The organism is Pseudothauera hydrothermalis (genome assembly GCF_003345255.1).
GTDB classification, from domain to species: Bacteria; Pseudomonadota; Gammaproteobacteria; order Burkholderiales; family Rhodocyclaceae; genus Pseudothauera; species Pseudothauera hydrothermalis.
Genome location: NZ_CP029331.1, coordinates 262580 through 284498, shown reverse-complemented (window position 1 = coordinate 284498; position 21919 = coordinate 262580). Strand labels below are relative to the sequence as shown.

The following is a 21919-nucleotide window of genomic DNA, read 5'->3' as shown; positions in this document are numbered from 1 at the left end:
GAGCGCTCATGAGCTACTTCAAGCACCACGTCTTTTTCTGCTGCAACCAGCGCCAGCCCGGTGAGAGCTGTTGCAATAACCACCAGGCGGCCGCGCTGCAGACCTACGCCAAAGACCGCATCGCCGCGCTGGGCCTGAAGGGCCGCGGCAAAATCCGCATCAACAAGGCCGGCTGCCTGGACCGCTGCGACGACGGTCCGGTGCTGGTGGTGTACCCGGACAACGTCTGGTACACCTACGTGGATCGGGAGGACATCGACGAAATCATCGACAGCCATCTGGTGCACGGGCGCATCGTGGAGCGCCTGCGCCTGCCGGACGAGGCGGCCGCCTCATGAGCCGCCCCGCCCCCACCGAAAGCGTGCTGTTGCGCGGCGCGGCCGGCGCAATCGACGCGCTGATCGACACCCCGGCCGAGGTGCGCGGGCTGGCGGTGGTCTGCCACCCGCATCCGCTCTATGGCGGCGCCAATACCAACAAGGTGGCGCATACCGTGGCGCGCGCCTTCCGCGATCTGGGCTATGCGGTGGTGCGCCCCAACTTCCGCGGCGTGGGCAAAAGCGAAGGCACGCACGACCATGGTAACGGTGAAACCGAGGACATCCTCAGCGTGATCGGCTGGGCGCAGTCGCGCTGGGGCAGCCTGCCGCTGGCGCTGGGCGGATTTTCATTTGGCGCTTATGTGCAATGCCGGGTGGCCTGCCGCCTGGCCGACGGCCTCACCCCGGTCGAGCGCCTGGTGCTGGTCGGCATGGCCGCCGGCCGCGCCGCGGACGGCGCCCGTCAGTACGACACCCCGCCGCTGCCCGACAAACTCTCCAGCCTCATCGTGCATGGCGAGCTAGACGACACCGTGCCGCTCACCAACGTGCTCGACTGGGCCCGTCCACAGGAATTGCCGGTGGTCGTCGTACCCGGTGCCGATCATTTTTTCCACGGCAAGCTGCATCTGATCCGCAACCTCATCGCCCACACCTGGGCGCCGCTCTGACCCTCACCCACTTGGAGCCCTGCGATGAAGCTCTTTGCCTCGCTCACCAGTCCATACGCCCGCAAAATCCGCATTCTGCTGGCCGAAAAAGGCTTGCCCTTCGAACTCGTGGTGGACTCCCCCTGGGAGGCCAATACCCGCATTCCCGCGCTCAATCCGCTTGGCAAGGTGCCGGTCCTGATCACCGACGACGGTGAGGCTTTTTTCGACTCTCCGGTGATCGCCGGCTATTTGGAAACTTTGCGCGCCGAGCCCGCCATGCTGCCAGCCGACGCGCTGGAGGCGGTGCGGGTGCGCCAGCTCGAAGCGCTGGCCGACGGCATCACCGATGCTGCCGTGGCGGCCTTGCTCGAATCCCGCCGCCCGGACGGTCAGCGCAGCGAGGCCGAAATCGTCCGCCAGAAGGACAAAATCGCCCGCGGCTTGGTCGAACTGGCCAAGCGCGCGGACGGACACGACTGGCTGCATGGCGGACGCTTCAGTCTGGCCGATGTGGCCGCCGCGGTGGCGCTGGCCTATCTCGACCTGCGTCACCCCGATCTCGACTGGCGCAGCAGCCACCCGGCGCTTGGCTCCTTTGCCGAGAAAATGTTTGCGCGCCAGAGCTTTGCCGACACCAAACCGCCTACCTGCTGACACGCCAGCGACCCCGCAGACGGTTACGGCAGGCGGCACCACCTTGTTTCGCCGCGGAGGCCTTGTGATGTCCGATGAAACCATCCTGCTGGTCTTGACCAACGCCCCTAGCGCCGAAAGCGCCCGCCAGATCGCGCGCAGCTTGGTCGATGCACGCTTGGCGGCCTGCGTCAATATTCTGCCGGCGTGCCAATCGGTGTATCGCTGGCAGGGCGACGTGGAAGAGGCTGCCGAACTGCCGTTACTCATCAAAACCACCGCGGCGCATTACCAGGCGGTGGAGGCGGCCATCCGTGTGGCCCACCCTTACGAACTTCCGGAGATCATCGCAGTCCCTGTGACGCAGGGTTTGCCGGATTACCTTGCCTGGGTAGCCCAAGAAACCCGGCGCCCGGCTTCCGCCCCGCCGGCATCCTGACCCTTTAGCGAACCGCCTGCCCCGTCATGTTCCGACCCCAGTCGCTCGTTGTCTTTCTGCTCGGCCTGCTGGCCCTCCTGAACCTGCCCGCTCGCGCCCTGGATGGGCCGATCGAACCGGAAAAAGCGTTCGCGATCTCGGCGCGCGCACTCGATGCGCGCACCGTGGAAGTCGTCTTTCGGGTGCACAAGGATTACTACCTTTACGGCGACAAGTTCCGCTTCGAAGCCGACCCGCCCAGCGTCCAGCTCGGCTCCCCTGAGCGCGCGCCGGGCCAGATGAAGGAAGACGAATTTTTCGGCACCGTCGAGACCCTGCGCGGCACGGTCAACATCTTGCTGCCCGTGGTGGCTGCCCCGCAGGACGTCGGCCGCTTTCGCCTGACGGTCACCAGTCAAGGTTGCTGGGATGGCGGCATCTGCTATCCACCGACGCCGCAAAGCGTCGATATCGATCTACTGGCCAGCCCGGCACCGGCCACCGGCGGCCTGTTGGATCGGGTACTCGCCGCCGATGCGCCCACCGCCATCGCCCCCGCGACCGCCGGTCCGGCTAATGATGAAAGCGGGCGCATTGCGCGCCTGCTCGGTGACGCCAGCGTGCCGCTGGTGCTGGCCAGCTTCTTCGGCTTCGGCCTTCTGCTCGCCTTCACGCCGTGCACTTTCCCGATGATTCCCATTCTGTCAGGCATCATCGTCGGCCACGGTCACCAGATCTCGCGCACCCGCGCCCTCGGCCTGTCGCTCGCCTACGTGCTGGGCATGGCGGTCATGTACGCGATCGCCGGCGTCGCCGCAGGGCTGTCCGGTACCCTGCTGTCGGCCGCGCTGCAAAACGTCTGGGTGTTGGGTGCCTTTGCGCTGCTGTTCGTCGCCTTGGCGTTGTCGATGTTCGGCTTCTATGAGCTGCAACTGCCCACCGCCCTGCAAAGTCGCCTGGCCGACACCGCGGCGCAGCGCAAAGGCGGCAACCTGGGCGGGGTAGCGATCATGGGTGCGCTCTCAGCCCTGATCGTCGGCCCCTGTGTCGCCGCACCGCTGGCCGGCGCCCTGCTCTACATCGCCCAAAGCGGTGATGCGGCACTGGGCGGTGCGGCGCTGTTCGCGATGGCGCTGGGCATGGGGGCGCCGCTCATTGCCGTAGGCGTGGCCGCGCGTAGCGTGCTGCCCAAAGCGGGTCCGTGGATGGAAGGGGTCAAGAAAGCCTTTGGCGTCATGCTGCTGGCGGTTGCGGTGTGGCTGCTCACCCCGGTGATGCCGGCGCTATTGACCATGCTGGCCTGGGCTGCGCTGCTGTTGTTTTCCGGTATTTTCCTGCGCGCGCTCGATCCGTTGCCGCCGCACGCCAAGGGTTGGCTGCGCTTTTGGAAGGGCGTCGGCGTGATGCTGTTGCTGGGCGGCGCCGCGATGCTGGTCGGCGCGCTGGCCGGTTCCCGCGACCCCCTGCAGCCGCTGGCCGTACTGCGCGCCGAAGCCAGCGCCGGCACACGCGCTGCACCGGTGTTCGAGCGCATCGGATCGGAGGCCGAACTGGACGCCCGCCTGGCCACCGCCGACCGTCCGGTAATGCTGGATTTTTACGCGGACTGGTGTGTGTCCTGCAAGGAGATGGAACGCTATACCTTTTCCGACCCGGCAGTGGCCGCGCGCATGGCGCGCATGCACTTGCTCAAGGCCGACGTCACCGCCAACAGCGCGGAGCACAAGGCGTTGCTGCGTCGCTTCCAACTGTTCGGTCCGCCGGGCATTGTCTTCTTCGATGCCGCCGGCCGGGAACGCGCCGACCTGCGGGTGGTGGGTTTCATGCCCGCTGCAGATTTTGGTGAGATCCTCGACCGAGCCTTACGCTGAAGCGTTTTCCTTGCGCCAACGCCGTCCGGCCCGCCCAACGCCCCGGCGTTTGGCCTACAATTGCGCCTTCCCCAATCCGCACAGTTCCCCCATGTTTTCTGGAATCGTGGCCGCCTGTGGCCGTATCGAAGAGGTTACGCCGCGCACTGACGGCGTGCGCCTGACGGTGGATGTCGGCGGACTGGATCTGACCGATGTCACCATCGGAGACAGCATTGCCAACAACGGCGTGTGCCTGACCGTGGTGGCGATCGCCGGAAACCGGGTGCAATTCGACGTCTCGCGCGCGACGCTCGATTGCACGGTCGGTCTGGAGACGCCCGGTGCCGCGGTCAACCTGGAAAAAGCCCTGCGTCTATCCGATCGGCTTGGCGGACACCTGGTCACCGGCCATGTGGACGGCGTCGGCGAGGTGCTGCGCTTCGCCCCGGTAGGCGATAGCCACGAACTGGTGATTCGCGCGCCTGCGGCCATTGCCGGCTATATCGCGCGCAAGGGTTCGATCACCGTCAATGGCGTCAGCCTCACCGTCAACCGCGTCGTGGGCACGGATTTTTCCATCAACCTGATTCCGCACACCGTAGCGGTGACCAATCTCAAGCATCTGACGGCCAGCAGCCGGGTGAACCTGGAAATCGACCTGATCGCCCGTTATGTCGAACGGCTCGCCGCTTGGCGGGAGGAGTCCGCACAATGACCGCGTTGTCGCCGATCACCGAGATCATCGAGGACATCCGCGCCGGACGCATGGTCATCCTGGTCGACGAGGAAGACCGCGAAAACGAGGGCGACCTGGTCATGGCGGCGGAATTCGTCACCCCCGAGGCGATCAACTTCATGGCCAAGTTCGGCCGTGGGCTGATCTGCCTGACGCTGACCGAGCAGCGCTGCCGCCAACTGGGGCTGCAGCAGATGGTGCGCGACAACCGTACCCCGCACGGCACCGCGTTTACCGTCTCGATCGAAGCGGCAACTGGCGTGACCACCGGCATATCGGCGCATGACCGCGCACGCACCGTGCAGGTTGCCGTCGCCCGTCACGCCAAGCCGGAAGACATCGTCACCCCCGGTCACATTTTCCCGCTGACCGCGCAAAAGGGCGGTGTGCTGATCCGCGCCGGTCACACCGAAGCGGGCTGCGATCTGGCGCAACTGGCCGGGCTGGAACCGGCCGCGGTGATCTGCGAGATTCTCAAAGACGACGGCACCATGGCCCGCCTGCCCGACCTGATCGAGTTTGGCCAAACACATGGGCTGAAAATCGGCGCCATCCGCGACCTGATCCAATACCGTGCGGCCACCGAGAACCTGGTCGAGCAAGTAGCCGAAAAAGAAGTCGACACCCCGCACGGGCCCTTTCGCCTGTACGCGTTCGAAGACAAAACATCGGGCGATGTGCATTTTGCGCTGTCGCGCGGCAACATCTGCCCCGAGCGCGAGACCCTGGTGCGGGTGCACGAGCCGATCTCGGTGGTCGATTTCCTCGACCCGGAAAGCGGCCGGCACAGTTTTCCGGTCCATCGCGCGCTGGCCGCGCTGGCCCGTGCTGAAGCGGGCGTAATGGTTTTGCTCTACCGCCCGCAAAGCGGCCGCGAATTGCTGGCCAGCCTGAGCGGCCACGCCCAGCGGCCGGTCAAATGGGACCCCCGCCTGTTCGGCGTCGGCGCACAGATTCTGCGTGCGCTCAAGGTTGGCCGCATGCGGCTGATGTCCAATCCACAAAAAATCCCCAGCATGACCGGCTTTGGCCTGGAAATCACCGGGTTTGTGGCTCCCGACGCCTGAGCGCGGCGTACTTTTTTAACCCTTTCATCCAAACCTCATGTCCCGCTTCGAGCACATCACCGAATACGACATCGATCTCACCGGCCTGGGTTTGCGCGTCGGCATCGTCATGAGCCGCTTCAACCAGGACGTGTGCGAAGGTCTGCTGTCGGCCTGCGTGGCCGAACTGCAGCGCCTGGGGGTGTCCCCCGAACTCACCCGCATTGCCACGGTACCGGGCGCGCTGGAGATTCCGCTGACCCTGCAGACCATGGCGCGCAGCGGCCGCTTCGACGCGCTGATCGCGCTCGGCGCGGTGATCCGCGGCGACACCTACCACTTTGAACTGGTGGCCAACGAAATGGGCGCGGGCATCACCCGAGTGGCGCTCGACACCGGCATCCCGGTCGCCAATGGTGTTTTGACCACAGAAGACGACGATCAGGCGCTCGCCCGTATGCAGGATAAAGGGCGCGATTGCGCCCGCGCAGCGGTCGAAATGGCCAATTTGCTGAAGGCGCTGAAATGACCCTGGCCCCGACCCCCCGTTTCCTTGCCCGCAAGGGGGCGCACTCCACAGTTGACGCAGCGCTGGGGATCGTTCGATGAGCAGCAAATCCTCCCGTCGTCGGGCGCGCGAATTCGCCTTACAAGGCATTTATCAGTGGCTGCTGTCCGGCAATGGCGTTGCGCTGATCGAAGAACATCTCGAACAGGCCAGCGGCTTCGACAAAGCGGACCGCGAACTTTTCGTGTCACTGCTGCGCGGCACCTTGGACAATGTTGCCGAGCTGCAAAACGTGTTCACCCCTTTTATCGACCGTCCGCTCTCGGAACTCTCGCCGGTCGAGCGCAGCATCCTGCTGCTGGCCACTCATGAGCTGATGCGCTGCCCACAAACGCCCTACCGGGTAATCATCAATGAGGCCATCGAGTTGGCCAAAGGCTATGGCGCCACCGACGGCCACCGGTTTGTCAACGGCGTGCTGGACAAGCTCGCCGCGCAGTTGCGCGCCGCCGAGATCGCCGCGCTGATGCGCGAGCGCCAGGGCTGAAAACCGCTTGCACTGATCGTCAAGAACCCCATAGCCGCCTTGCGGCGGTTGTGGGGTGTGACCGATTTATCGGCAAAAACGGCGAGGCGCCTGATTGGAGTCGCTGCGCCGGCCGCCATCGCCACGCGGGGCCACGCTCACGCCGCCAGGTGCCCACCGATCGGCCGGAGGCTGCGCGCTCATGCGGCCACGCCCGCCAAAGCGCGGCGGATTGGTCGCACGCGGACTGGGTTCCAAGCCGGCGATGGTGTGCACGGCCAGACGGTCGCCGGTGTAGCGCTCGATGGCGCGGATGAGGCCGGCCTCACGCGGCCCAGACAGGGTGATCGCCACCCCGGTGCGCCCGGCGCGGCCGGTTCGACCGATACGGTGCACATAGTCTTCGGCCTGGCGGGGCAGATCGAAATTGACCACATGGCTGATGCCGGCCACATCGATGCCGCGCGCGGCCACATCGGTGGCCACCAAAATCGCGAGCCGCCCGGTGCGCAACTGCTGCAAGGTACGGTTGCGCGCGCCTTGGTTCATGTCGCCGTGCAGGGCAGCCGCAGAAAAGCCTTTTTCCTGCAATTGCAAGGCAAGCTCCTCAGCGCCGCGCTTGGTGGCGGTAAAGACCACCGCCTGGTTTACCGTGTGGCAGCCGAGCACCGCTGCCAGCAACCTGTTTTTGTGGCTTAGCCCGTCGGCAAACAACAGGCGCTGCTCGATCTGCCCGTGCGCCCGGTCGTCGCCGGCAATTTCAATACGTTGCGGGTTGCGGGTCAGTCCAGCCGCCAGCTTGCCAACCACACCATCCAGCGTGGCCGAAAACAACAGGGTCTGGCGACTGGCTGGGGTGGCGCGCACGATGGCTTCGATGTCTTCCTGAAAACCCATGTCCAGCATACGGTCGGCTTCGTCCAGCACCAGGATTTCGATGTCGGACAACTTAAGCTTTCGGCGCGCCAGGTGATCGACCAGGCGGCCGGGAGTGGCCACGATCACATCTGGATGGCGGGCCAGTTGCTTCGCCTGCGCAGAAAAAGGGGCGCCGCCCACCAAGCACGCGGTGTTCAACCAGCGCAACCCGCGACCGTAGGTGTGGACTGCTTGCGCCACTTGCAAGGCAAGCTCACGGGTCGGCGCCAGCATCAGCACTCGCGGGCCGCTGCCCTGCGGCGGACGGCGACCGCTCAGGCGCTGCAAACAAGGCAGGGTGAAGGCCGCGGTTTTGCCGCTGCCGGTCTGCGAGGACACCAGCAAATCGCCTCCGGCGATTGCGGCCGGAATGGCTTGCTGCTGAACCGCGGTGGGGGTGGTGTAACCGGTGGCCTGGATGGCTTTGAGCAATTCTTCGCTCAGACCAAGTCGATCGAATGTCATGAAGTCGTCTTCCTTGTGTGGCGGGCGGCAAAAAGGCCGCCCGGCGGATTTCGGCCCGCCATGGCACGGGGGCCGCAAATATATCGCGCGGGTTAGGTCACCAGGATGTGCTCGCGCACACTGGGGGCCGTGCCACCGGATTCGGCGGCGCACGATGAACATAGCCGGTCGTCGCGCTCGCCATAGAGGCGAAGGCGGGCACGACCGCGCATCGGCACCAACCGGTTATCGCGATGCCAGACGATCGGAAGAACGAATGGGGTTCGACTGAAAGGAGGTCGGGGGCGATGGGGCTGTGGATACAGTCCCTCGGGCCGGGTCACGGCCAGCGAGCATCGTATGAAAGACGCCAGCCTGCCGCCACAGCCCGGTTGCTGCATTGCACAACACGCAGCATTCTAGCTCAGCCGCGAACAAAAAAGGGGGGCGAGACGAAAAAACCCGGCGCCTGCACGGCGCCGGGCGATGAGGATGTATCAAAACGTCGGCTTACTTGCCGTTGACCGCCGCTTTCAAGGTTGCACCGGCGGTGAACTTGGGCACGCTGGAGGCGGCAATCTTGATGGTGGCGCCGGTCTGCGGATTGCGACCGGTGCGCTCGGCGCGCTTGGAAACCTCGAAGGAGCCAAAACCGGTAAAGGCCACCTTTTCGCCTTTGGCCAGTTGCTCAGCGATGAGTTCGAGCACGCCCGACAGGGCGCGGTCGGCTTGAGCGCGGGAAACATCCAGGCGGTCAGCCAAGGCTTCGACGAATTCACCTTTGTTCATGCTTAATCCTCGATTGGTGTAAGTAAGGAAGCGGAGTCGGATTCTACGCGCCGGATTCTAGCACCGTCGCGCCCCGCAGGGCATCGCGCATTGCACCAGGCGTGGCGTAGAGCATACAGAGTTTGCGCGCCTGTGGCACAGTGCATCGGCATGTAGCGCCGCGCCGGATCAGGGCACGTGTACGGGTGCCGCCCGGCGAGCGCCGACCTGCAGTCAATGGCGCCTCGCGCAGCCAACGGCTCAATCGTCCCGATAGGGCCCCGCGCCCAGGCCGATAGGCGGCGGCGCGGCGGCTACTAGCCTGGAGAAGATGCGCTGGAAGTCCTCGGTATCGCGGGTGCCGCCCATCGGGTCATTGTTTTCACGAAAGCCTGCTGCGACCGCCTCCCAGTCCTCGTCGGTGAAATACTTTCGGCACAAGGGCAGGATCTCGCGTTCTTCCAAAAGCATGTGGCTGCGATAAAAATCGGCGAAGTTTTCGAAGGCACGGGTAAAGGTATCAAAGCCGTCCTTGTCGCCGCTGGCGTACTGGTGCAGCGCAGTTTCCAGCGCCTTGATGCGCGTCTGGCCGCCGGCGTGCTCCTGCTCCAGGCGGGCCATGGCCTCGGCGCCCTCGTCAGTGCGCAGTTTCAAGCGGGCGAACAGGTACTGATCTTCCTTGGGGTGGTGGCGCTGTTCGGGATAAGCGTCCAGGTAGTGCACCATGGCGCGCAGCAGACGGAAGTCGGGGGCGAGCGTGCCTTTGCCGATCTCCTTCAGCATGTAGCGCACCGCGTGCAGAATGGCGGCAAGCGACTGGTGCTCGTCCTCGATGATGCGTAGGGCTTCCATGTGTTGTCTTCCTCGTGGGATGGATCGCCGGCTTCTGGCTGTGGCTCGGTTGCCTAGCCAGCGAGCTTGTCTTGATGTTTTCCGCCAAGGCCCAGATAGGCTTCGATGACGCGCGGGTCGTCGGCCAGCTTGTGGGCCGGACCTTCCATGGCGATCTCGCCAGTCTCCAGCACATAGGCATAATCGGCCACCTGCAGCGCGGCGCGCGCGTTCTGCTCCACCAGCAGGATGGACACCCCGCGCCGGCGCAGTTCCGCGATGATGCGAAAGATCTCGCGCACAATCAGTGGCGCCAGCCCCAGGCTGGGCTCGTCCAGCATCAGAAGCTTCGGTTTCGCCATCAGCGCGCGGCCCACCGCCAGCATCTGGCGCTCGCCGCCCGACAACGTGCCGGCCAGCTGGCTGCGACGCTCCTTCAGGCGCGGGAAGATGTCGTAGACCTCCTCCAAAGTTTGAGCATGGTCACGTAAGCCCATCCGGTAACGCTGGAAAGCACCCAGCACCAGGTTATCCTCCACGCTCATCTCGCCGAACAGCTCGCGCTTTTCGGGCACCAGGTTCATGCCGCGGGCGACCATGCGCTCGACCTCCGGCACGCCCTCGATGCGGCCGTCAAAGGTAATCTGCCCGCGCGAGCCCAATACCCCCATGATCGCCGACAGCATGGTGGTCTTGCCGGCACCGTTGGGGCCGATGACGGTGACGATCTGCCCCTCGCCGACGCAGATGTTGGCGTTGTGCAGCGCCTCGACCTTGCCATAGGCCACGCACAGGTCGCGCACTTCCAGAACGTTGTTGACGGTCGCGGCGCTCATTCCACCCCTCCCAGATAGGCTTCCAGCACCGCCGGATTCTGTTGCACTTCCTCGGGCAGACCTTCGGCGATCTTCTCGCCGAATTCCATCACCACCACCCGGTCGACCAAGCCCATGACAAAATCCATGTCATGCTCGACCAGCAAAATGCCCATGCCTTCCGCGCGCAGTTTCTTCAGCAGGTTGGCGAGCGCCTCCTTTTCCTTCAGTCGCAGACCGGCAGCTGGCTCATCGAGCAACAGCAGGCAGGGGTCGGCGCACAGCGCACGGGCGATCTCCAGAATACGCTGCTGGCCCAGCGCCAAGGCACCCGCTTCATCGAACATATGCTCGGCCAGGCCGACACGTTCGATCTGCCGCGCTGCTTCGGCCAAAAGGCGCGCTTCCTCGGCACGATCGAAGCGCCAGGCCGCGCTCAGCACGCCCTTGGTGCCGCGCAGATGGGCACCGATGGCCACATTTTCCAGCACGCTCATCGTAGGCAGCAGTTTCACATGCTGAAAAGTGCGGCTCATGCCCAGTTTGGCAATCGCCCGCGAACCCAGCCCCACCACCGACTGGCCGCGGAACAGCACATCGCCCGAAGTCGGCGTATCCACGCCAGAGATCTGGTTGAACATCGTGCTTTTACCGGCTCCGTTGGGGCCGATCAGCGCCAGAATCTCGCCCGCGCGCACGGTGAGGCTCATGTTGTTGTTGGCCACTAGGCCACCGAAACGGCGGGTGACATTCTTGGCCTCGAGCAGTACTTCGCCCGCTTGCGGCAGCGTGCGCCGCGGCAGCGGCTCGGCGCCGGCGTCGATGCGCCGCTGGGCGGCTTGTACCGGCACCACCCGCCCGACCAGGTTCACCAGGATCGGCCACAAGCCGCCGCGGGCTTTATGCAGGATCAGCACCAGCAGCAGGCCGAAAAAAATCACCTCGAAATTGCCGCTCTGGCCAAACAACTTGGGCAGCACATCCTGCAGCCATTGTTTGAGCACGGTAATCACCCCGGCGCCCACCAACGCCCCCCACACCTGGGCCGCGCCGCCGACCACGGCCATGAACAAATACTCGATGCCGATGTGCAGGCCGAAGGGAGTGGGGTTGACGAAGCGCTGCATATGGGCATACAGCCAGCCCGACGCACAGGCCAAAAGCGCAGCGATGACGAAGATCACCATGCGCGAGCGCGCGGTATCCACCCCCATCGCCTCGGCCATCACCATGCCGCCCTTGAGCGCGCGGATGGCGCGCCCTTCGCGCGAATCCAACAGATTGCTGGTGGTATAGAGGCCGATCAGCAAAAACAGCCAGATCAGATAGTAAATCTGATGCCCCTGTGAAAGCTCATAGCCAAAAACGGCAATCGGCGGAATACCGGTCAGACCGGTATGCCCGCCCAGGGAGGCGAGGTTGCCGAACAGAAAATACAGGCTGATCCCCCAGGCAATGGTACCCAAAGGCAAATAGTGACCGGAGAGTTTGAGTGTAAGCGAGCCGAGCACGATGGCCACCGCCGCGGTCAGCACCAGACCGGCCAGCAAGCTCAACCAGGGCGAACCGCTCAGCCAAGCCAGCCAGCCGGGCAGGTCGGACGCAGTGGTCAGCACCGCGGTGGTGTAGGCGCCAAGGCCAACGAAGGCCGCCTGCCCGAAGCTGGTCAGCCCGCCGACGCCGGTCAGCAGCACCAGGCCGAGCGCCACCATGGCGTACAGACCGATGTAATTGAGCAAGGTGACATAGAAGGCCGACAGCAGAAGCGGCGCGAGCAGCACGGCGGCGAGGAAGGCGCCTAGCACCACGCGCGCAGAGAGCGTGAACTTCATTCTTCCTCCTCCAGGTGATGGCTCTTCAGCGAACGCCACAGCAGCACCGGAATGATGAGAGTAAAGACGATGACTTCCTTGTAGGCGCTCGCCCAGAAGGAACTGAACGCCTCCAGCAAACCGACCAGCACCGCACCGGCGGCGGCGATCGGGTAACTCGCCAGCCCACCGATGATGGCGCCGACAAAGCCTTTCAGACCGATCAGAAAGCCGGTGTCGTAATAGATGGTGGTAATCGGCGAAATCAGCACGCCTGAGAGCACCCCGATCAGCGCGGCCAGAAAGAAGGTCAGCTTGCCGGCCAGCGCCGGCGAAATCCCCATCAGCCGCGCACCGGTGCGGTTGATCGCGGTGGCGCGCAGCGCCTTGCCGTACAAGGTGCGGCCAAAGAACAGCGCCAGGGCAAAGATCAACACCAGCGAAGCGAGTACCACCCAGATAGTCTGACCGCTGATCATCATCGGGCCCAGCTCGAAGCGCGCCTCGGAAAACGGCGGGGTGCGGTAGCCTTCGGCGCCGAAGAACACCAGCCCCAGCCCCACCATGGCCACATGCGCCGCCACCGAGACGATCAGCAACACCAGCACGGGTGCCTCGGCGATAGGTTGATACACCAGGCGGTACATCATCGGCCCCATCGGCACCACCACCAACAGCGTGGCGAGCACCTGCAGCGCCAGCGGCATCTCGGCCAGCGGCAGCATCTTCAGCGCGCCGAGGAGCACCAGCGGATAGGCAATATTGACACCGAAGATCGCCGGCAGCCGCCGGTTTTGTCCTGCTTTGAACGCCTCATAGCCATCGATCACGGCCACCGCCACGCCAGCCACGATCAATAGCCAAACGGTGGCTGGCACATTGCCATTGACCATCATCGCCAAGGTGAGCGCGCCATAGGCGACGAACTCCCCTTGCGGAATGAAGATCACCCGGGTGACCGCGAATACCAAGACCAGCGCCAGCGCCAGCAAGGCATATATCGACCCGTTGGTGATACCGTCCTGCCCCAGAATCAGGGCGATCTGCAAATCCATGGACGAACCCCCCCGCCCCACCCGAGGCCGCCGGCTGCGTGGTGCGGTATATGTATGCTTTGTATCGGTCTGGACAAGGGGCGCGGGCAGTGGCCCGCGCCCGCTCGGGAACGCTTACTTGGCGAGCTTCCAGGCGCCGTTTTGGATTTGCACCATCACACGCGCGCGCTGGTCCAGACCCAGGTGGTCGGTCGGGCTCATGCTGAAGATGCCATGCGCAGCGGGCACTTCCTTGACGTTTTCCAACGCATCGCGTAGCGCCGCGCGGAACTCCGCGGTACCCGGCTTGGCTTTTTTGAGCGCCTCAGGCACCGCGGCTTGCAGCAGCACGCCAGAATCCCAGGCATGAGCGCCAAAGGTGGACACGCTGCCCTTGCCATGGGCGGCCTCGTACTTGGCGATGTATTCCATTGCCGAATTCTTGACCGGATTGTCGTCCGGCAGCTGCTCGGCCACCAGCACCGGGCCGGCCGGCAGGAAAGTGCCTTCGCAATCCTTGCCACACACCCGCAGGAAGTCGTTGTTGGCCACGCCGTGGGTTTGATAGACCTTGCCCTTCCAGCCGCGCTCGACCAGCGCCTTTTGCGGCAGCGCCGCCGGGGTGCCGGAACCGGCGATGAACATCGCATCCGGGCGGGCGGCCATCAGCTTGAGCACTTGGCCCGTCACCGAGGTGTCGGTACGGTTGAAGCGCTCGTTGGCGACGATCTGGATACCGCGCGCCTCGGCGATGGTCTTGAACTGCTCGTACCAGCCTTCGCCGTAGGCGTCGGCAAAGCCGATGAAGCCGACCGTCTTGACGCCATGATTGGTCATGTGTTCGACGATGGCGGTGGACATCTGCGCATCGTTCTGCGGCGTCTTGAACACCCAGCGGCGCTTCTCATCCACCGGTTCGACGATGCGGCTGGAGGCGGCCCAGGAAATCATCGGGGTCTGGCTTTCTGCGGCCACGTCAATCATCGCCAGCGAGTTGGGCGAAGTCGTGGAGCCGAGCACCACATCCACTTTGTCTTCGGATACCAGTTTGCGTATGTTTTTCACTGCAGTGGTGGTATCGGAGGCGTCGTCGAGAACGATGTAGTTGATCTTTTGACCTGCGATTTCCTGCGGCATCAGGGCGACGGTGTTACGCTCCGGAATGCCGAGCGAGGCCGCCGGACCGGTCGCCGAGACGGTAACGCCCACTTTAATCTGGGCATGCGCTGCACTGGCGGCGAAAGCAAGGCCAAGGACGGCCAACAACGTATTTTTCAGCTTCATGGTGTCTCCTCCTCTTGGTTTGTATGAGTAAGCGGGCCTGAGGGCTTGCCCGATTACCGGTGGCGAAAAATTATCACATTACTAATTAGTTTGAACATAACGAATTGTGAAGACCAAAGGCGTTTCGTCACACCCGCTCGATGATCAGCGCAATGCCTTGCCCGACGCCGATGCACATGGTGCACAGGCCGTAGCGCCCGCCGCTGGCCTCCAACTGGCGCAGCGCGGTGAGCACCAGGCGGGCCCCGGAGGCGCCCAGCGGATGTCCGAGCGCGATCGCGCCGCCGTTCGGATTGACCTGCATGGCGTCATCCGGCAGGCCGAGCTGGCGTAGCACCGCCAGCGCCTGAGCGGCAAAAGCTTCGTTGAGCTCAATGACATCCATCTGCTCCAGGCTGAGCCCAGCGCGCGCCAGCACTTTGCGCGAGGCCGGCGCCGGGCCGATGCCCATGATGCGCGGCTCCACCCCGGCGGTGGCCATGGCAAGGATGCGCGCGCGCGGCGTCAGGCCGTGGCGCACAGCGGCCGCCTCGTTGGCGAGCAGCAGTGCCACCGCGCCATCATTGACGCCCGAGGCGTTACCCGCGGTCACGCTGCCGTCCGGGCGCACCACCCCCTTGAGCTTGGCCAGCGCTTCCAGCGTGGTGGCGCGCGGATGTTCGTCGGCGGAAACCACCACCGGGTCGCCCTTTTTCTGCGCAACACTCACCGGCACGATCTCGCCGACGAAGAACCCCCGCTCGGCGGCAGCGGCATAGCGTTGCTGGCTGCGCAGGGCAAAAGCATCCTGATCGGCGCGCGCGATGCCGAACTCGGCCGCCACGTTCTCGGCGGTCTCGGGCATCGAATCGATACCGTACTTGGCCTTCATCAGCGGATTGACGAAGCGCCAGCCGATGGTGGTGTCCTCGATCTTGGCGCTGCGCGAAAAAGCGGTATCCGCCTTGCCCATGACAAAGGGCGCGCGGCTCATCGATTCCACCCCGCCGGCGATCATCAGCGCAGCCTCACCGGCGCGAATCGCGCGCGCCGCGGTGCCGATGGCATCCATGCCGGAGCCGCAAAGGCGGTTGATCGTGGAACCGGGTACATCCACCGGCAGTCCAGCCAGCAAGCCGGCCATGCGGGCCACATCGCGGTTATCCTCCCCCGCCTGGTTGGCGCAGCCGTAGTAGATGTCGTCTACCGCCGCCCAATCCACGCCGGGATGGCGCTCGATCAGCGCGCGGATAGGAATGGCGGCCAAGTCGTCGGCACGCACCGCGGACAGCGCGCCGCCGTAACGGCCAATCGGCGTGCGGATGCCATCGCAGATGAATACATCGGTCAAACCCGCTCGATTCACGTCTTTCTCCTCCTTGGCGGACGCGCCGATCAGCCGACTACGCCCGGATGTTGTCATGCCCGCCGCTAGTGCGCCGGGCTTTTGGCCTTCGGTTTCGGGATATCCTGGTCCAACAGCCCCTTGACCCCATTGAGCACGATCCGGGTCACCACCGGTGCCAGATCCCGATGGGTAAAACGGCCATCGGCGCGCAGCCAGGTAAAGGTCCAGTTGATCATGCCAAACAGAATCATCGCCACCGGTTTGTCCAGGTGCTGCCGACGCAGCCCCGGCTCGATCCGCTCCAGGGCCTCGGCAAAAGCCGCGACCACCTGGCGCTGTTTGGCAATCACCTGTCCGGCCTGCTCGGCCTGAAGAAACTTCACGTCCTGCACCAGCACCCGGTGGCGGTTTTGGGAGTGTTCGTACTCTTCCAAAAAACAAGTCACCAGCTCGGCTAGATGCGCCTCGGGCGCCAGTTGCCGGGCCTCGACCGCGCGGATGATTGCCAGCAACTGGTCCATGTAACTGTCCGCGATATCAAACAGGATGTGTTCCTTGTCGCGGTAGTAGTGATAGAGCAGCGGTTTGGACACCCCGCACGCTTTGGCCAGTTCGGACATCGATGCATTGGGGAAGCTGCGTTCGGCAAACAGGCGCGCGGCTTCGGCCAGGATGGCGGCGCGCTGAAGTTCGAAGGTTGGGGCTTTTCCTCGGGCCATGGCTCAGTCGACTTTGGAGCGTTGTATCAAGGCGCACCCATCGGCGCGCCCGACGCGGCGGGATTGTCCGCCACGCCCGCGACCATACACGCTCACGACCCGCGGTGCCATGTTGGCCTTCCCGCTCAGCGCTCGTCGAAGCTGAGCACCACCCGCTCGGTGAGCGGATGCGCCTGACAGGTGAGCACATAGCCGGCCGCCACATCCGCCTGCTCCAGGGTGTAGTTTTTGTCCATGCGCACCTTACCCTCCAGCACCTTGGCGCGGCAGGTGCAGCACACCCCACCTTTGCAGGCATAGGGCAGATCGATGCCGGCGGCAAGCGCCACGTCGAGGATGGACGGGTCGTTGGCATGAAAAGCCACCTCGCGGCGCAGGCCATCGGCCACCACGACGATGGTGGCCTGCGGGGCGTCTCCGGCTTGCACAGCGTGCGTGGGTGAGGCATCCGGCACGCCGAAGCGCTCAAAATGGATGTGCTCTGCCGGCATCCCTGCGGCCAACAACGCGGATGCCACCTGGTCGATCATCGCGCCAGGGCCGCAGATGAACGCCTCGTCGATATCGGCCACCGGCAGCAGGGTATCCAAAAAGGCCGCCACCTTGGCCGCATCCAGGCGGCCATTGAACAGCGCTACCTCCTGCTCTTCGCGGGAAAACAGGTGGTACAAGGTCAAGCGCGCCAAATAACGGTTTTTGAGGTCCTCCAGGGCCTCGGCGAACATCACGCTGGCCTGGCTGCGATTGCCATAGATCAGGGTAAAGCGGCTTTGTGGTTCGGTCGCCAGCGTGGTCTTGATCAGCGAAAGAATCGGAGTGATGCCGCTGCCGGCGGCAAAGGCTACGTAATGCTTGGCCTGCGCCGGATCCAGCGGAGTGTGGAAACGCCCCTCCGGGGTCATCACCTCCAGCACATCGCCCACCTTGATGTGCTCATGCGCCCAGCAGGAAAAGCGCCCGCCGGGCAGCTTCTTGATGGCCACGCGCAACTCGCCATCGTCCACGCCGGCGCAAATGGAATAGGAACGGCGCAATTCTTCGCCGCCGACACGGGCCTTCAGGGTCAGATGCTGGCCCTGCACAAAGCGGTAAGACTCGGCCAGCTCCGCCGGCACTGCAAAGCGCAAGCTGAGCGCATCGGCGGTTTCGCGCCGCACTTCTGCCACTTTCAGGGGATGAAACTTGGGGGTCATGCAATCGTCTCCAGCAACCGTCTGAGGCGGTTTTGTCGCTCAAATGGGTTTGAAATACTCGAAGGGCTCGCGGCAGACGCGACAGCGGTACAGCGCTTTGCAGGCGGTGGCGCCGTATTCGGACAGGCGCTCGGTGTCGGCTGCCCCGCAGTGCGGACAGGGCGGCAGCCTGGGCACGAAACGGATCGGCCGCACGCCATCGACCGCCGCCGGGCCTTCCGGTGGGGCAATGCCGTAAGCGCGCAATTTGTCGCGCGTCGACGGACCGACCCAGTCGGTGGTCCATGCTGGATCCAGCCGGGTTTCGATGTCCACCTGACCGGCGCCGGCAGCAAGCAGCGCGCTGCGGATGCTCTTGGCGATCACCTCGGTGGCCGGGCAGCCCGAATAGGTGGGCGTGACCACTACCCGCAGGCCGCGCTCACTACGGACCAACTCACGCACGATGCCAAGCTCGACCACCGAGACCACTGGGATCTCGGGATCGGGCACGCCTTCGAGCACCTGCCAGGCCTGGGTTTCGTTCAGCATGGCGCTTACCAGGAGGCACCCGGATAGGTGCGCTGCATATACTGCATGGTGGCCAACAAATGGCCCATGTGCTCGGAGTGGCGGCCGAACTTGCCGTAACTTTTGAACGGCGTGCGCGCCGGCACGGTCAGCGTGGCTTCATGGAGCAGCGGCACCACCTGGGATTCCCATGCCGCCTCCAGGCTGCCCCATGCCGGGCCGATGCCAGCGGCAGCAGCCGCGTCGTCGGTCGGATTGGGGGCAAAGAACTCGGCGGTGTAGGGCCATAGCTCGTCGAGCGCAGCCTGTGCCTTGGCGTGTGAAACCTCGGTGCCGTCACCCAGGCGTAGCACCCATTCGCCCGCATGACGCATGTGGTAGCGCGCCTCTTTCAGGCTCTTGGCGGCGATGGCGGCAAGTTCCGCGTCGCTGCTGGTCGAAAGACGCTGGTAGAGCTGCACCTGGAAAGCGGCGAACAGAAAGTTACGCACCATGGTGCGTCCGAAGTCGCCATTGGGCAGTTCGGTGAGCGTCACATTGCGATAGTCGCGCTCGGTGCGCAAAAAGGCGAGCTGGTCTTCGTCGCGCCCGCGGCCTTCCAGCTTGCCGGCGTGAGTGAGCAGCAGACGGGCCTGGCCGATCAGATCCAGCGCGGTGTTAGTCAGCGCCATATCCTCTTCCAGCACCGGCGCATGGCCGCACCACTCGGCAAGACGTTGACCGAGGATGAGCGCGTTATCACCCATGCGCAGCACGTATTCAATGTGCGCCGGGATGGCGATGTTCTGTTGGGTCATTGGATTTTCCCCCACTTCACATGTGGTTGACTTCGTCGGGCAGGGTATAGAAGGTCGGATGGCGGTAGATCTTGTCCTCCGCCGGGTCGAACAGCTCGGGCTTGGCGTCCGGGTCCGAGGCGACGATGTCGCTGGCACGCACCACCCAAATCGACACACCTTCCTGACGGCGGGTATACACATCGCGCGCCACCTGCAGCGCCAGCCGGGCATCGGGCGCATGCACGCTGCCGCAATGTTTGTGGTCGAGGCCGTTTTTGCTGCGCACGAATACTTCCCACAGCGGCCATTCCTTGCGTTCCATATCGGTCTCCGTTGTCGGCCCAGAGGTGGCCCCCAGGCCGGTGTTTTTGGACGTGGTTCAGGCTGCCCGCTTGGCGCGCTCGGCGTCTTTGCGGGCGTAGGCCAGTGCCGCCTCACGCACCCAGGCGCCGTCTTCCCAGGCTTTGCGCCGCGCGGCCAAGCGATCTGCGTTGCACTGTCCGTAACCGTTGACCGTGGCCCAGAATTCCTCCCAGTCGATGGCGCCAAAGTCGTAATGGCCGCGCGCTGCATTCCACTTCAGTGCCGGGTCGGGCAGCGAAACACCCAGCACTTCGGCCTGCTTGACCGTGGCGTCAACGAACTTCTGCCGCAGGTCGTCGTTGGAAATGCGCTTGATGCCCCAACGCATCGAGGTTTCCGAATGCTGACTGTCCCGGTCATGCGGCCCGAACATCATCAGCGCCGGCCACCACCAGCGATTGACCGCGTCCTGCACCATCTCGCGCTGCTCAGGCGTGCCGCGCATCATTTGCAACAACAGGTCATAGCCCTGGCGCTGGTGGAAAGACTCTTCCTTGCAAATGCGTACCATGGCGCGGGCATACGGGCCGTAGCTGCATTTACACAACGGAATCTGGTTCATGATCGCCGCGCCATCGACCAGCCAGCCGATTACGCCGATATCCGCCCAGGTCAGGGTGGGATAGTTGAAAATCGAGCTGTACTTGGCGCGGCCGTCGAGCAGGGCCTCGTACAGTTCGTCGCGCGACACGCCCAGGGTTTCGGCCGCGGCATATAGGTACAGCCCGTGGCCGCCTTCGTCTTGCACCTTGGCAAGCAGAATGGCTTTGCGCTTCAAACTGGGCGCACGGGTGATCCAATTGCCTTCGGGCAACATGCCGACGATCTCCGAATGTGCATGCTGGCTGATCTGGCGGATCAGGGTTTTGCGGTAGGCCTCGGGCATCCAGTCCTTGGCCTCGATGAAGCCGCCGGCTGCGATCTTGGCGTCGAACTCGGCCTGGTAGTCGGCGTTTTCGATCACTCCAGGGCCGCTGCGCTCACCCTTGGGCTGCGGAATATCCAGCGCTTGTGTGTACATTGTGTGTGCTCCTTGTCTCTGTCGGGGTCTTGGCGCGGTTCAGCCTTTTGGTCGTCGGTCGATGACCCGCTTGGCCTTGCCGATGGTGACCCGCTCGATGGAAAACGGCTCACCCACCACCACTTTGGCCGACACTCCGATCAGGCTTTTGATGTGATGGGCAAGCTCACTGGCCAGCGCCTCTTTTTGCTCCGGATGGCGGCCTACGCCGGCCTCCGGGTTGATTTCCACTTTCACGGTGAGGGTGTCCATGTGGCCCTGCTTGTCGACTTCCAGCAAGTAATGCGGGGCCAGCTTGGGAATCTTGCAGATGAGTTCCTCGATCTGCGTCGGAAACACATTCACCCCGCGGATGATCAACATGTCGTCCGAACGCCCGGTGATTTTGGCCATGCGCCGCATGCTGCGCGCAGTCGGTGGCAGCAGCCGGGTGAGGTCGCGAGTGCGGTAGCGGATCACCGGCATGGCCTCCTTGGTGAGCGAAGTAAACACCAGCTCGCCCTCTTGGCCGTCGGGCAGCACTTCGCCGGTACTCGGATCGATGATTTCCGGGTAAAAATGGTCTTCCCAGATGGTCGGACCGTCCTTGGTTTCCACGCACTCGTTGGCCACCCCCGGCCCAATGACTTCGGATAGGCCATAGATATCCACCGCATCCATGCCGGAACGCTCTTCCATCGCCTGACGCATTGCCGGGGTCCACGGTTCGGCGCCGAAGATGCCGATCTTCAACGAAGTGCTCTTGGGGTCGATGCCCATGCGTTCCATCTCGTCGAGGATGGTGAGCATGTAAGAGGGCGTGACCATGATGATCTTGGGCTTGAAGTCCAGGATGATCTGGATTTGCTTTTCGGTCTGCCCACCGGACATCGGCACCACGGTACAGCCCAGCTTCTCGGCGCCGTAGTGCGCACCCAGGCCGCCGGTAAACAGGCCGTAGCCATAGGACACATGCACCATGTCGCCCGGCCGCCCGCCAGAAGCGCGGATCGAGCGCGCCACCACACCGGCCCAGGTGTCGATGTCCTTGAGCGTGTAACCGACCACGGTGGGCTTGCCGGTGGTGCCGGAGGAGGCATGCACCCGGGCAATCTTTTCCATCGGCACCGCGAACATGCCGAAGGGGTAGTTCTCACGCAGGTCGTGCTTGGTGGTGAAGGGGAACTTGGCCAAGTCCTCCAGCGATTTCAAATCGTCCGGATGTACGCCGTGGGCGTCGAACTTCTTGCGGTAGTGCGGCACGTTTTCATACGCGTGGCGCACACTCCATTGCAGGCGTTCGAGTTGCAGGGCGCGTAACTCGTCTTGGCTGGCTTTTTCGATCGGTTCGAGTTGCGGCGGGGCAAAGCTATTGATCGGCATCGTCGTTGTCTCCTCTACCTTGTCGGCAACCGGGGCGGATTCTGGCG

At 64.1% G+C, this 21919-nt stretch carries 24 protein-coding genes; 9 read left to right on the top strand and 15 right to left on the bottom strand.

Annotated elements, in window-relative coordinates:
• Window positions 1-8: 8 nt before the first annotated feature.
• The 9 genes from DIE29_RS01310 (at window position 9) to nusB (ending at window position 6714) form a co-directional block, all read left to right on the top strand.
• Window positions 9-338 carry a (2Fe-2S) ferredoxin domain-containing protein gene (locus DIE29_RS01310; protein WP_102040683.1) on the top strand — a complete coding sequence of 110 codons (330 nt, stop codon included), beginning with the start codon at window positions 9-11 and terminating at the stop codon, window positions 336-338.
• Window positions 335-991 carry an alpha/beta hydrolase gene (locus DIE29_RS01305; RefSeq protein WP_102040682.1) on the top strand — a complete coding sequence of 219 codons (657 nt, stop codon included), beginning with the start codon at window positions 335-337 and terminating at the stop codon, window positions 989-991. The genes DIE29_RS01310 and DIE29_RS01305 overlap by 4 nt, the downstream gene beginning before the upstream one ends.
• A gap of 24 nt (window positions 992-1015) precedes the next feature.
• Window positions 1016-1627, top strand: a complete 612-nt coding sequence (locus DIE29_RS01300; RefSeq protein WP_102040681.1) for a glutathione S-transferase — start codon at window positions 1016-1018, stop codon at window positions 1625-1627.
• 67 nt (window positions 1628-1694) lie between these two features.
• Entirely contained in the window at window positions 1695-2045 is a 351-nt protein-coding gene (gene cutA, locus DIE29_RS01295; RefSeq protein ID WP_114648983.1) for a divalent-cation tolerance protein CutA, read from the top strand.
• A 26-nt stretch (window positions 2046-2071) separates the two neighbouring features.
• Window positions 2072-3895, top strand: a complete 1824-nt coding sequence (gene dsbD / locus DIE29_RS01290; RefSeq protein ID WP_114648982.1) for a protein-disulfide reductase DsbD — start codon at window positions 2072-2074, stop codon at window positions 3893-3895.
• A gap of 91 nt (window positions 3896-3986) precedes the next feature.
• Window positions 3987-4592: a riboflavin synthase gene (locus tag DIE29_RS01285; protein WP_102040678.1), complete on the top strand. Its 606-nt coding sequence runs from the start codon at window positions 3987-3989 to the stop codon at window positions 4590-4592.
• A complete protein-coding gene (gene ribBA, locus DIE29_RS01280) occupies window positions 4589-5680 on the top strand; it encodes a bifunctional 3,4-dihydroxy-2-butanone-4-phosphate synthase/GTP cyclohydrolase II (protein ID WP_114648981.1) in 1092 nt (363 codons plus the stop codon). The genes DIE29_RS01285 and ribBA overlap by 4 nt, the downstream gene beginning before the upstream one ends.
• A gap of 37 nt (window positions 5681-5717) precedes the next feature.
• Entirely contained in the window at window positions 5718-6188 is a 471-nt protein-coding gene (gene ribH, locus DIE29_RS01275) for a 6,7-dimethyl-8-ribityllumazine synthase (protein WP_114648980.1), read from the top strand.
• Between the two features lie 76 nt (window positions 6189-6264).
• Complete coding sequence (gene nusB / locus DIE29_RS01270) at window positions 6265-6714, top strand: transcription antitermination factor NusB (protein ID WP_108079475.1); 450 nt, start codon at window positions 6265-6267, stop codon at window positions 6712-6714.
• 66 nt (window positions 6715-6780) lie between these two features.
• Here nusB and DIE29_RS01265 read toward each other — a convergent pair whose 3' ends face one another.
• The 15 genes from DIE29_RS01265 to paaK all read right to left on the bottom strand — a co-directional run bounded on the left by DIE29_RS01265 (window position 6781) and on the right by paaK (window position 21872).
• Window positions 6781-8076 carry a DEAD/DEAH box helicase gene (locus DIE29_RS01265; RefSeq protein WP_114648979.1) on the bottom strand — a complete coding sequence of 432 codons (1296 nt, stop codon included), beginning with the start codon at window positions 8074-8076 and terminating at the stop codon, window positions 6781-6783.
• 489 nt (window positions 8077-8565) lie between these two features.
• Window positions 8566-8844, bottom strand: coding sequence for an HU family DNA-binding protein (locus tag DIE29_RS01260; RefSeq protein ID WP_114648978.1), 279 nt, complete (start codon window positions 8842-8844; stop codon window positions 8566-8568).
• Between the two features lie 240 nt (window positions 8845-9084).
• Window positions 9085-9675: a hemerythrin domain-containing protein gene (locus DIE29_RS01255; RefSeq protein ID WP_114648977.1), complete on the bottom strand. Its 591-nt coding sequence runs from the start codon at window positions 9673-9675 to the stop codon at window positions 9085-9087.
• Window positions 9676-9728: 53 nt separating this feature from the next.
• The gene (locus DIE29_RS01250; RefSeq protein ID WP_114648976.1) at window positions 9729-10490 is read right to left on the bottom strand and encodes an ABC transporter ATP-binding protein; all 762 of its coding nucleotides are present in this window, start codon (window positions 10488-10490) and stop codon (window positions 9729-9731) included.
• Window positions 10487-12301: a branched-chain amino acid ABC transporter ATP-binding protein/permease gene (locus DIE29_RS01245; protein ID WP_114648975.1), complete on the bottom strand. Its 1815-nt coding sequence runs from the start codon at window positions 12299-12301 to the stop codon at window positions 10487-10489. The genes DIE29_RS01250 and DIE29_RS01245 overlap by 4 nt, the downstream gene beginning before the upstream one ends.
• Entirely contained in the window at window positions 12298-13335 is a 1038-nt protein-coding gene (locus tag DIE29_RS01240; RefSeq protein WP_114648974.1) for a branched-chain amino acid ABC transporter permease, read from the bottom strand. Before DIE29_RS01240 ends, DIE29_RS01245 begins: the two co-directional genes overlap by 4 nt.
• Window positions 13336-13449: 114 nt before the next feature.
• Complete coding sequence (locus DIE29_RS01235; protein WP_114648973.1) at window positions 13450-14598, bottom strand: ABC transporter substrate-binding protein; 1149 nt, start codon at window positions 14596-14598, stop codon at window positions 13450-13452.
• A gap of 127 nt (window positions 14599-14725) precedes the next feature.
• Window positions 14726-15928, bottom strand: coding sequence for a 3-oxoadipyl-CoA thiolase (gene pcaF / locus DIE29_RS01230; protein WP_114648972.1), 1203 nt, complete (start codon window positions 15926-15928; stop codon window positions 14726-14728).
• An 80-nt stretch (window positions 15929-16008) separates the two neighbouring features.
• Window positions 16009-16644 carry a TetR/AcrR family transcriptional regulator gene (locus DIE29_RS01225; protein ID WP_114648971.1) on the bottom strand — a complete coding sequence of 212 codons (636 nt, stop codon included), beginning with the start codon at window positions 16642-16644 and terminating at the stop codon, window positions 16009-16011.
• Between the two features lie 125 nt (window positions 16645-16769).
• Entirely contained in the window at window positions 16770-17837 is a 1068-nt protein-coding gene (gene paaE, locus DIE29_RS01220) for a 1,2-phenylacetyl-CoA epoxidase subunit PaaE (RefSeq protein WP_114648970.1), read from the bottom strand.
• Between the two features lie 39 nt (window positions 17838-17876).
• On the bottom strand, window positions 17877-18368 hold the full coding sequence (paaD, locus tag DIE29_RS01215; protein WP_114648969.1) for a 1,2-phenylacetyl-CoA epoxidase subunit PaaD: 492 nt from the start codon (window positions 18366-18368) through the stop codon (window positions 17877-17879).
• A gap of 5 nt (window positions 18369-18373) precedes the next feature.
• A complete protein-coding gene (paaC, locus tag DIE29_RS01210) occupies window positions 18374-19144 on the bottom strand; it encodes a 1,2-phenylacetyl-CoA epoxidase subunit PaaC (protein WP_114648968.1) in 771 nt (256 codons plus the stop codon).
• Between the two features lie 16 nt (window positions 19145-19160).
• Window positions 19161-19448: a 1,2-phenylacetyl-CoA epoxidase subunit PaaB gene (paaB, locus tag DIE29_RS01205; protein WP_102040662.1), complete on the bottom strand. Its 288-nt coding sequence runs from the start codon at window positions 19446-19448 to the stop codon at window positions 19161-19163.
• Between the two features lie 57 nt (window positions 19449-19505).
• Complete coding sequence (paaA, locus tag DIE29_RS01200; RefSeq protein ID WP_114648967.1) at window positions 19506-20510, bottom strand: 1,2-phenylacetyl-CoA epoxidase subunit PaaA; 1005 nt, start codon at window positions 20508-20510, stop codon at window positions 19506-19508.
• Between the two features lie 39 nt (window positions 20511-20549).
• On the bottom strand, window positions 20550-21872 hold the full coding sequence (gene paaK / locus DIE29_RS01195) for a phenylacetate--CoA ligase PaaK (protein WP_114648966.1): 1323 nt from the start codon (window positions 21870-21872) through the stop codon (window positions 20550-20552).
• Between the last annotated feature and the right edge of the window lie 47 nt (window positions 21873-21919).

Coding starts and splice junctions, on each gene's coding strand:
- DIE29_RS01310 (WP_102040683.1), top strand. CDS start 9: ATGAGCTACTTCAAGCACCACGTCTTTTTCTGCTGCAACCAGCGCCAG.
- DIE29_RS01305 (WP_102040682.1), top strand. CDS start 335: ATGAGCCGCCCCGCCCCCACCGAAAGCGTGCTGTTGCGCGGCGCGGCC.
- DIE29_RS01300 (WP_102040681.1), top strand. CDS start 1,016: ATGAAGCTCTTTGCCTCGCTCACCAGTCCATACGCCCGCAAAATCCGC.
- cutA (WP_114648983.1), top strand. CDS start 1,695: ATGTCCGATGAAACCATCCTGCTGGTCTTGACCAACGCCCCTAGCGCC.
- dsbD (WP_114648982.1), top strand. CDS start 2,072: ATGTTCCGACCCCAGTCGCTCGTTGTCTTTCTGCTCGGCCTGCTGGCC.
- DIE29_RS01285 (WP_102040678.1), top strand. CDS start 3,987: ATGTTTTCTGGAATCGTGGCCGCCTGTGGCCGTATCGAAGAGGTTACG.
- ribBA (WP_114648981.1), top strand. CDS start 4,589: ATGACCGCGTTGTCGCCGATCACCGAGATCATCGAGGACATCCGCGCC.
- ribH (WP_114648980.1), top strand. CDS start 5,718: ATGTCCCGCTTCGAGCACATCACCGAATACGACATCGATCTCACCGGC.
- nusB (WP_108079475.1), top strand. CDS start 6,265: ATGAGCAGCAAATCCTCCCGTCGTCGGGCGCGCGAATTCGCCTTACAA.
- DIE29_RS01265 (WP_114648979.1), bottom strand. CDS start 8,076: ATGACATTCGATCGACTTGGTCTGAGCGAAGAATTGCTCAAAGCCATC.
- DIE29_RS01260 (WP_114648978.1), bottom strand. CDS start 8,844: ATGAACAAAGGTGAATTCGTCGAAGCCTTGGCTGACCGCCTGGATGTT.
- DIE29_RS01255 (WP_114648977.1), bottom strand. CDS start 9,675: ATGGAAGCCCTACGCATCATCGAGGACGAGCACCAGTCGCTTGCCGCC.
- DIE29_RS01250 (WP_114648976.1), bottom strand. CDS start 10,490: ATGAGCGCCGCGACCGTCAACAACGTTCTGGAAGTGCGCGACCTGTGC.
- DIE29_RS01245 (WP_114648975.1), bottom strand. CDS start 12,301: ATGAAGTTCACGCTCTCTGCGCGCGTGGTGCTAGGCGCCTTCCTCGCC.
- DIE29_RS01240 (WP_114648974.1), bottom strand. CDS start 13,335: ATGGATTTGCAGATCGCCCTGATTCTGGGGCAGGACGGTATCACCAAC.
- DIE29_RS01235 (WP_114648973.1), bottom strand. CDS start 14,598: ATGAAGCTGAAAAATACGTTGTTGGCCGTCCTTGGCCTTGCTTTCGCC.
- DIE29_RS01225 (WP_114648971.1), bottom strand. CDS start 16,644: ATGGCCCGAGGAAAAGCCCCAACCTTCGAACTTCAGCGCGCCGCCATC.
- paaE (WP_114648970.1), bottom strand. CDS start 17,837: ATGACCCCCAAGTTTCATCCCCTGAAAGTGGCAGAAGTGCGGCGCGAA.
- paaD (WP_114648969.1), bottom strand. CDS start 18,368: ATGCTGAACGAAACCCAGGCCTGGCAGGTGCTCGAAGGCGTGCCCGAT.
- paaC (WP_114648968.1), bottom strand. CDS start 19,144: ATGACCCAACAGAACATCGCCATCCCGGCGCACATTGAATACGTGCTG.
- paaB (WP_102040662.1), bottom strand. CDS start 19,448: ATGGAACGCAAGGAATGGCCGCTGTGGGAAGTATTCGTGCGCAGCAAA.
- paaA (WP_114648967.1), bottom strand. CDS start 20,510: ATGTACACACAAGCGCTGGATATTCCGCAGCCCAAGGGTGAGCGCAGC.
- paaK (WP_114648966.1), bottom strand. CDS start 21,872: ATGCCGATCAATAGCTTTGCCCCGCCGCAACTCGAACCGATCGAAAAA.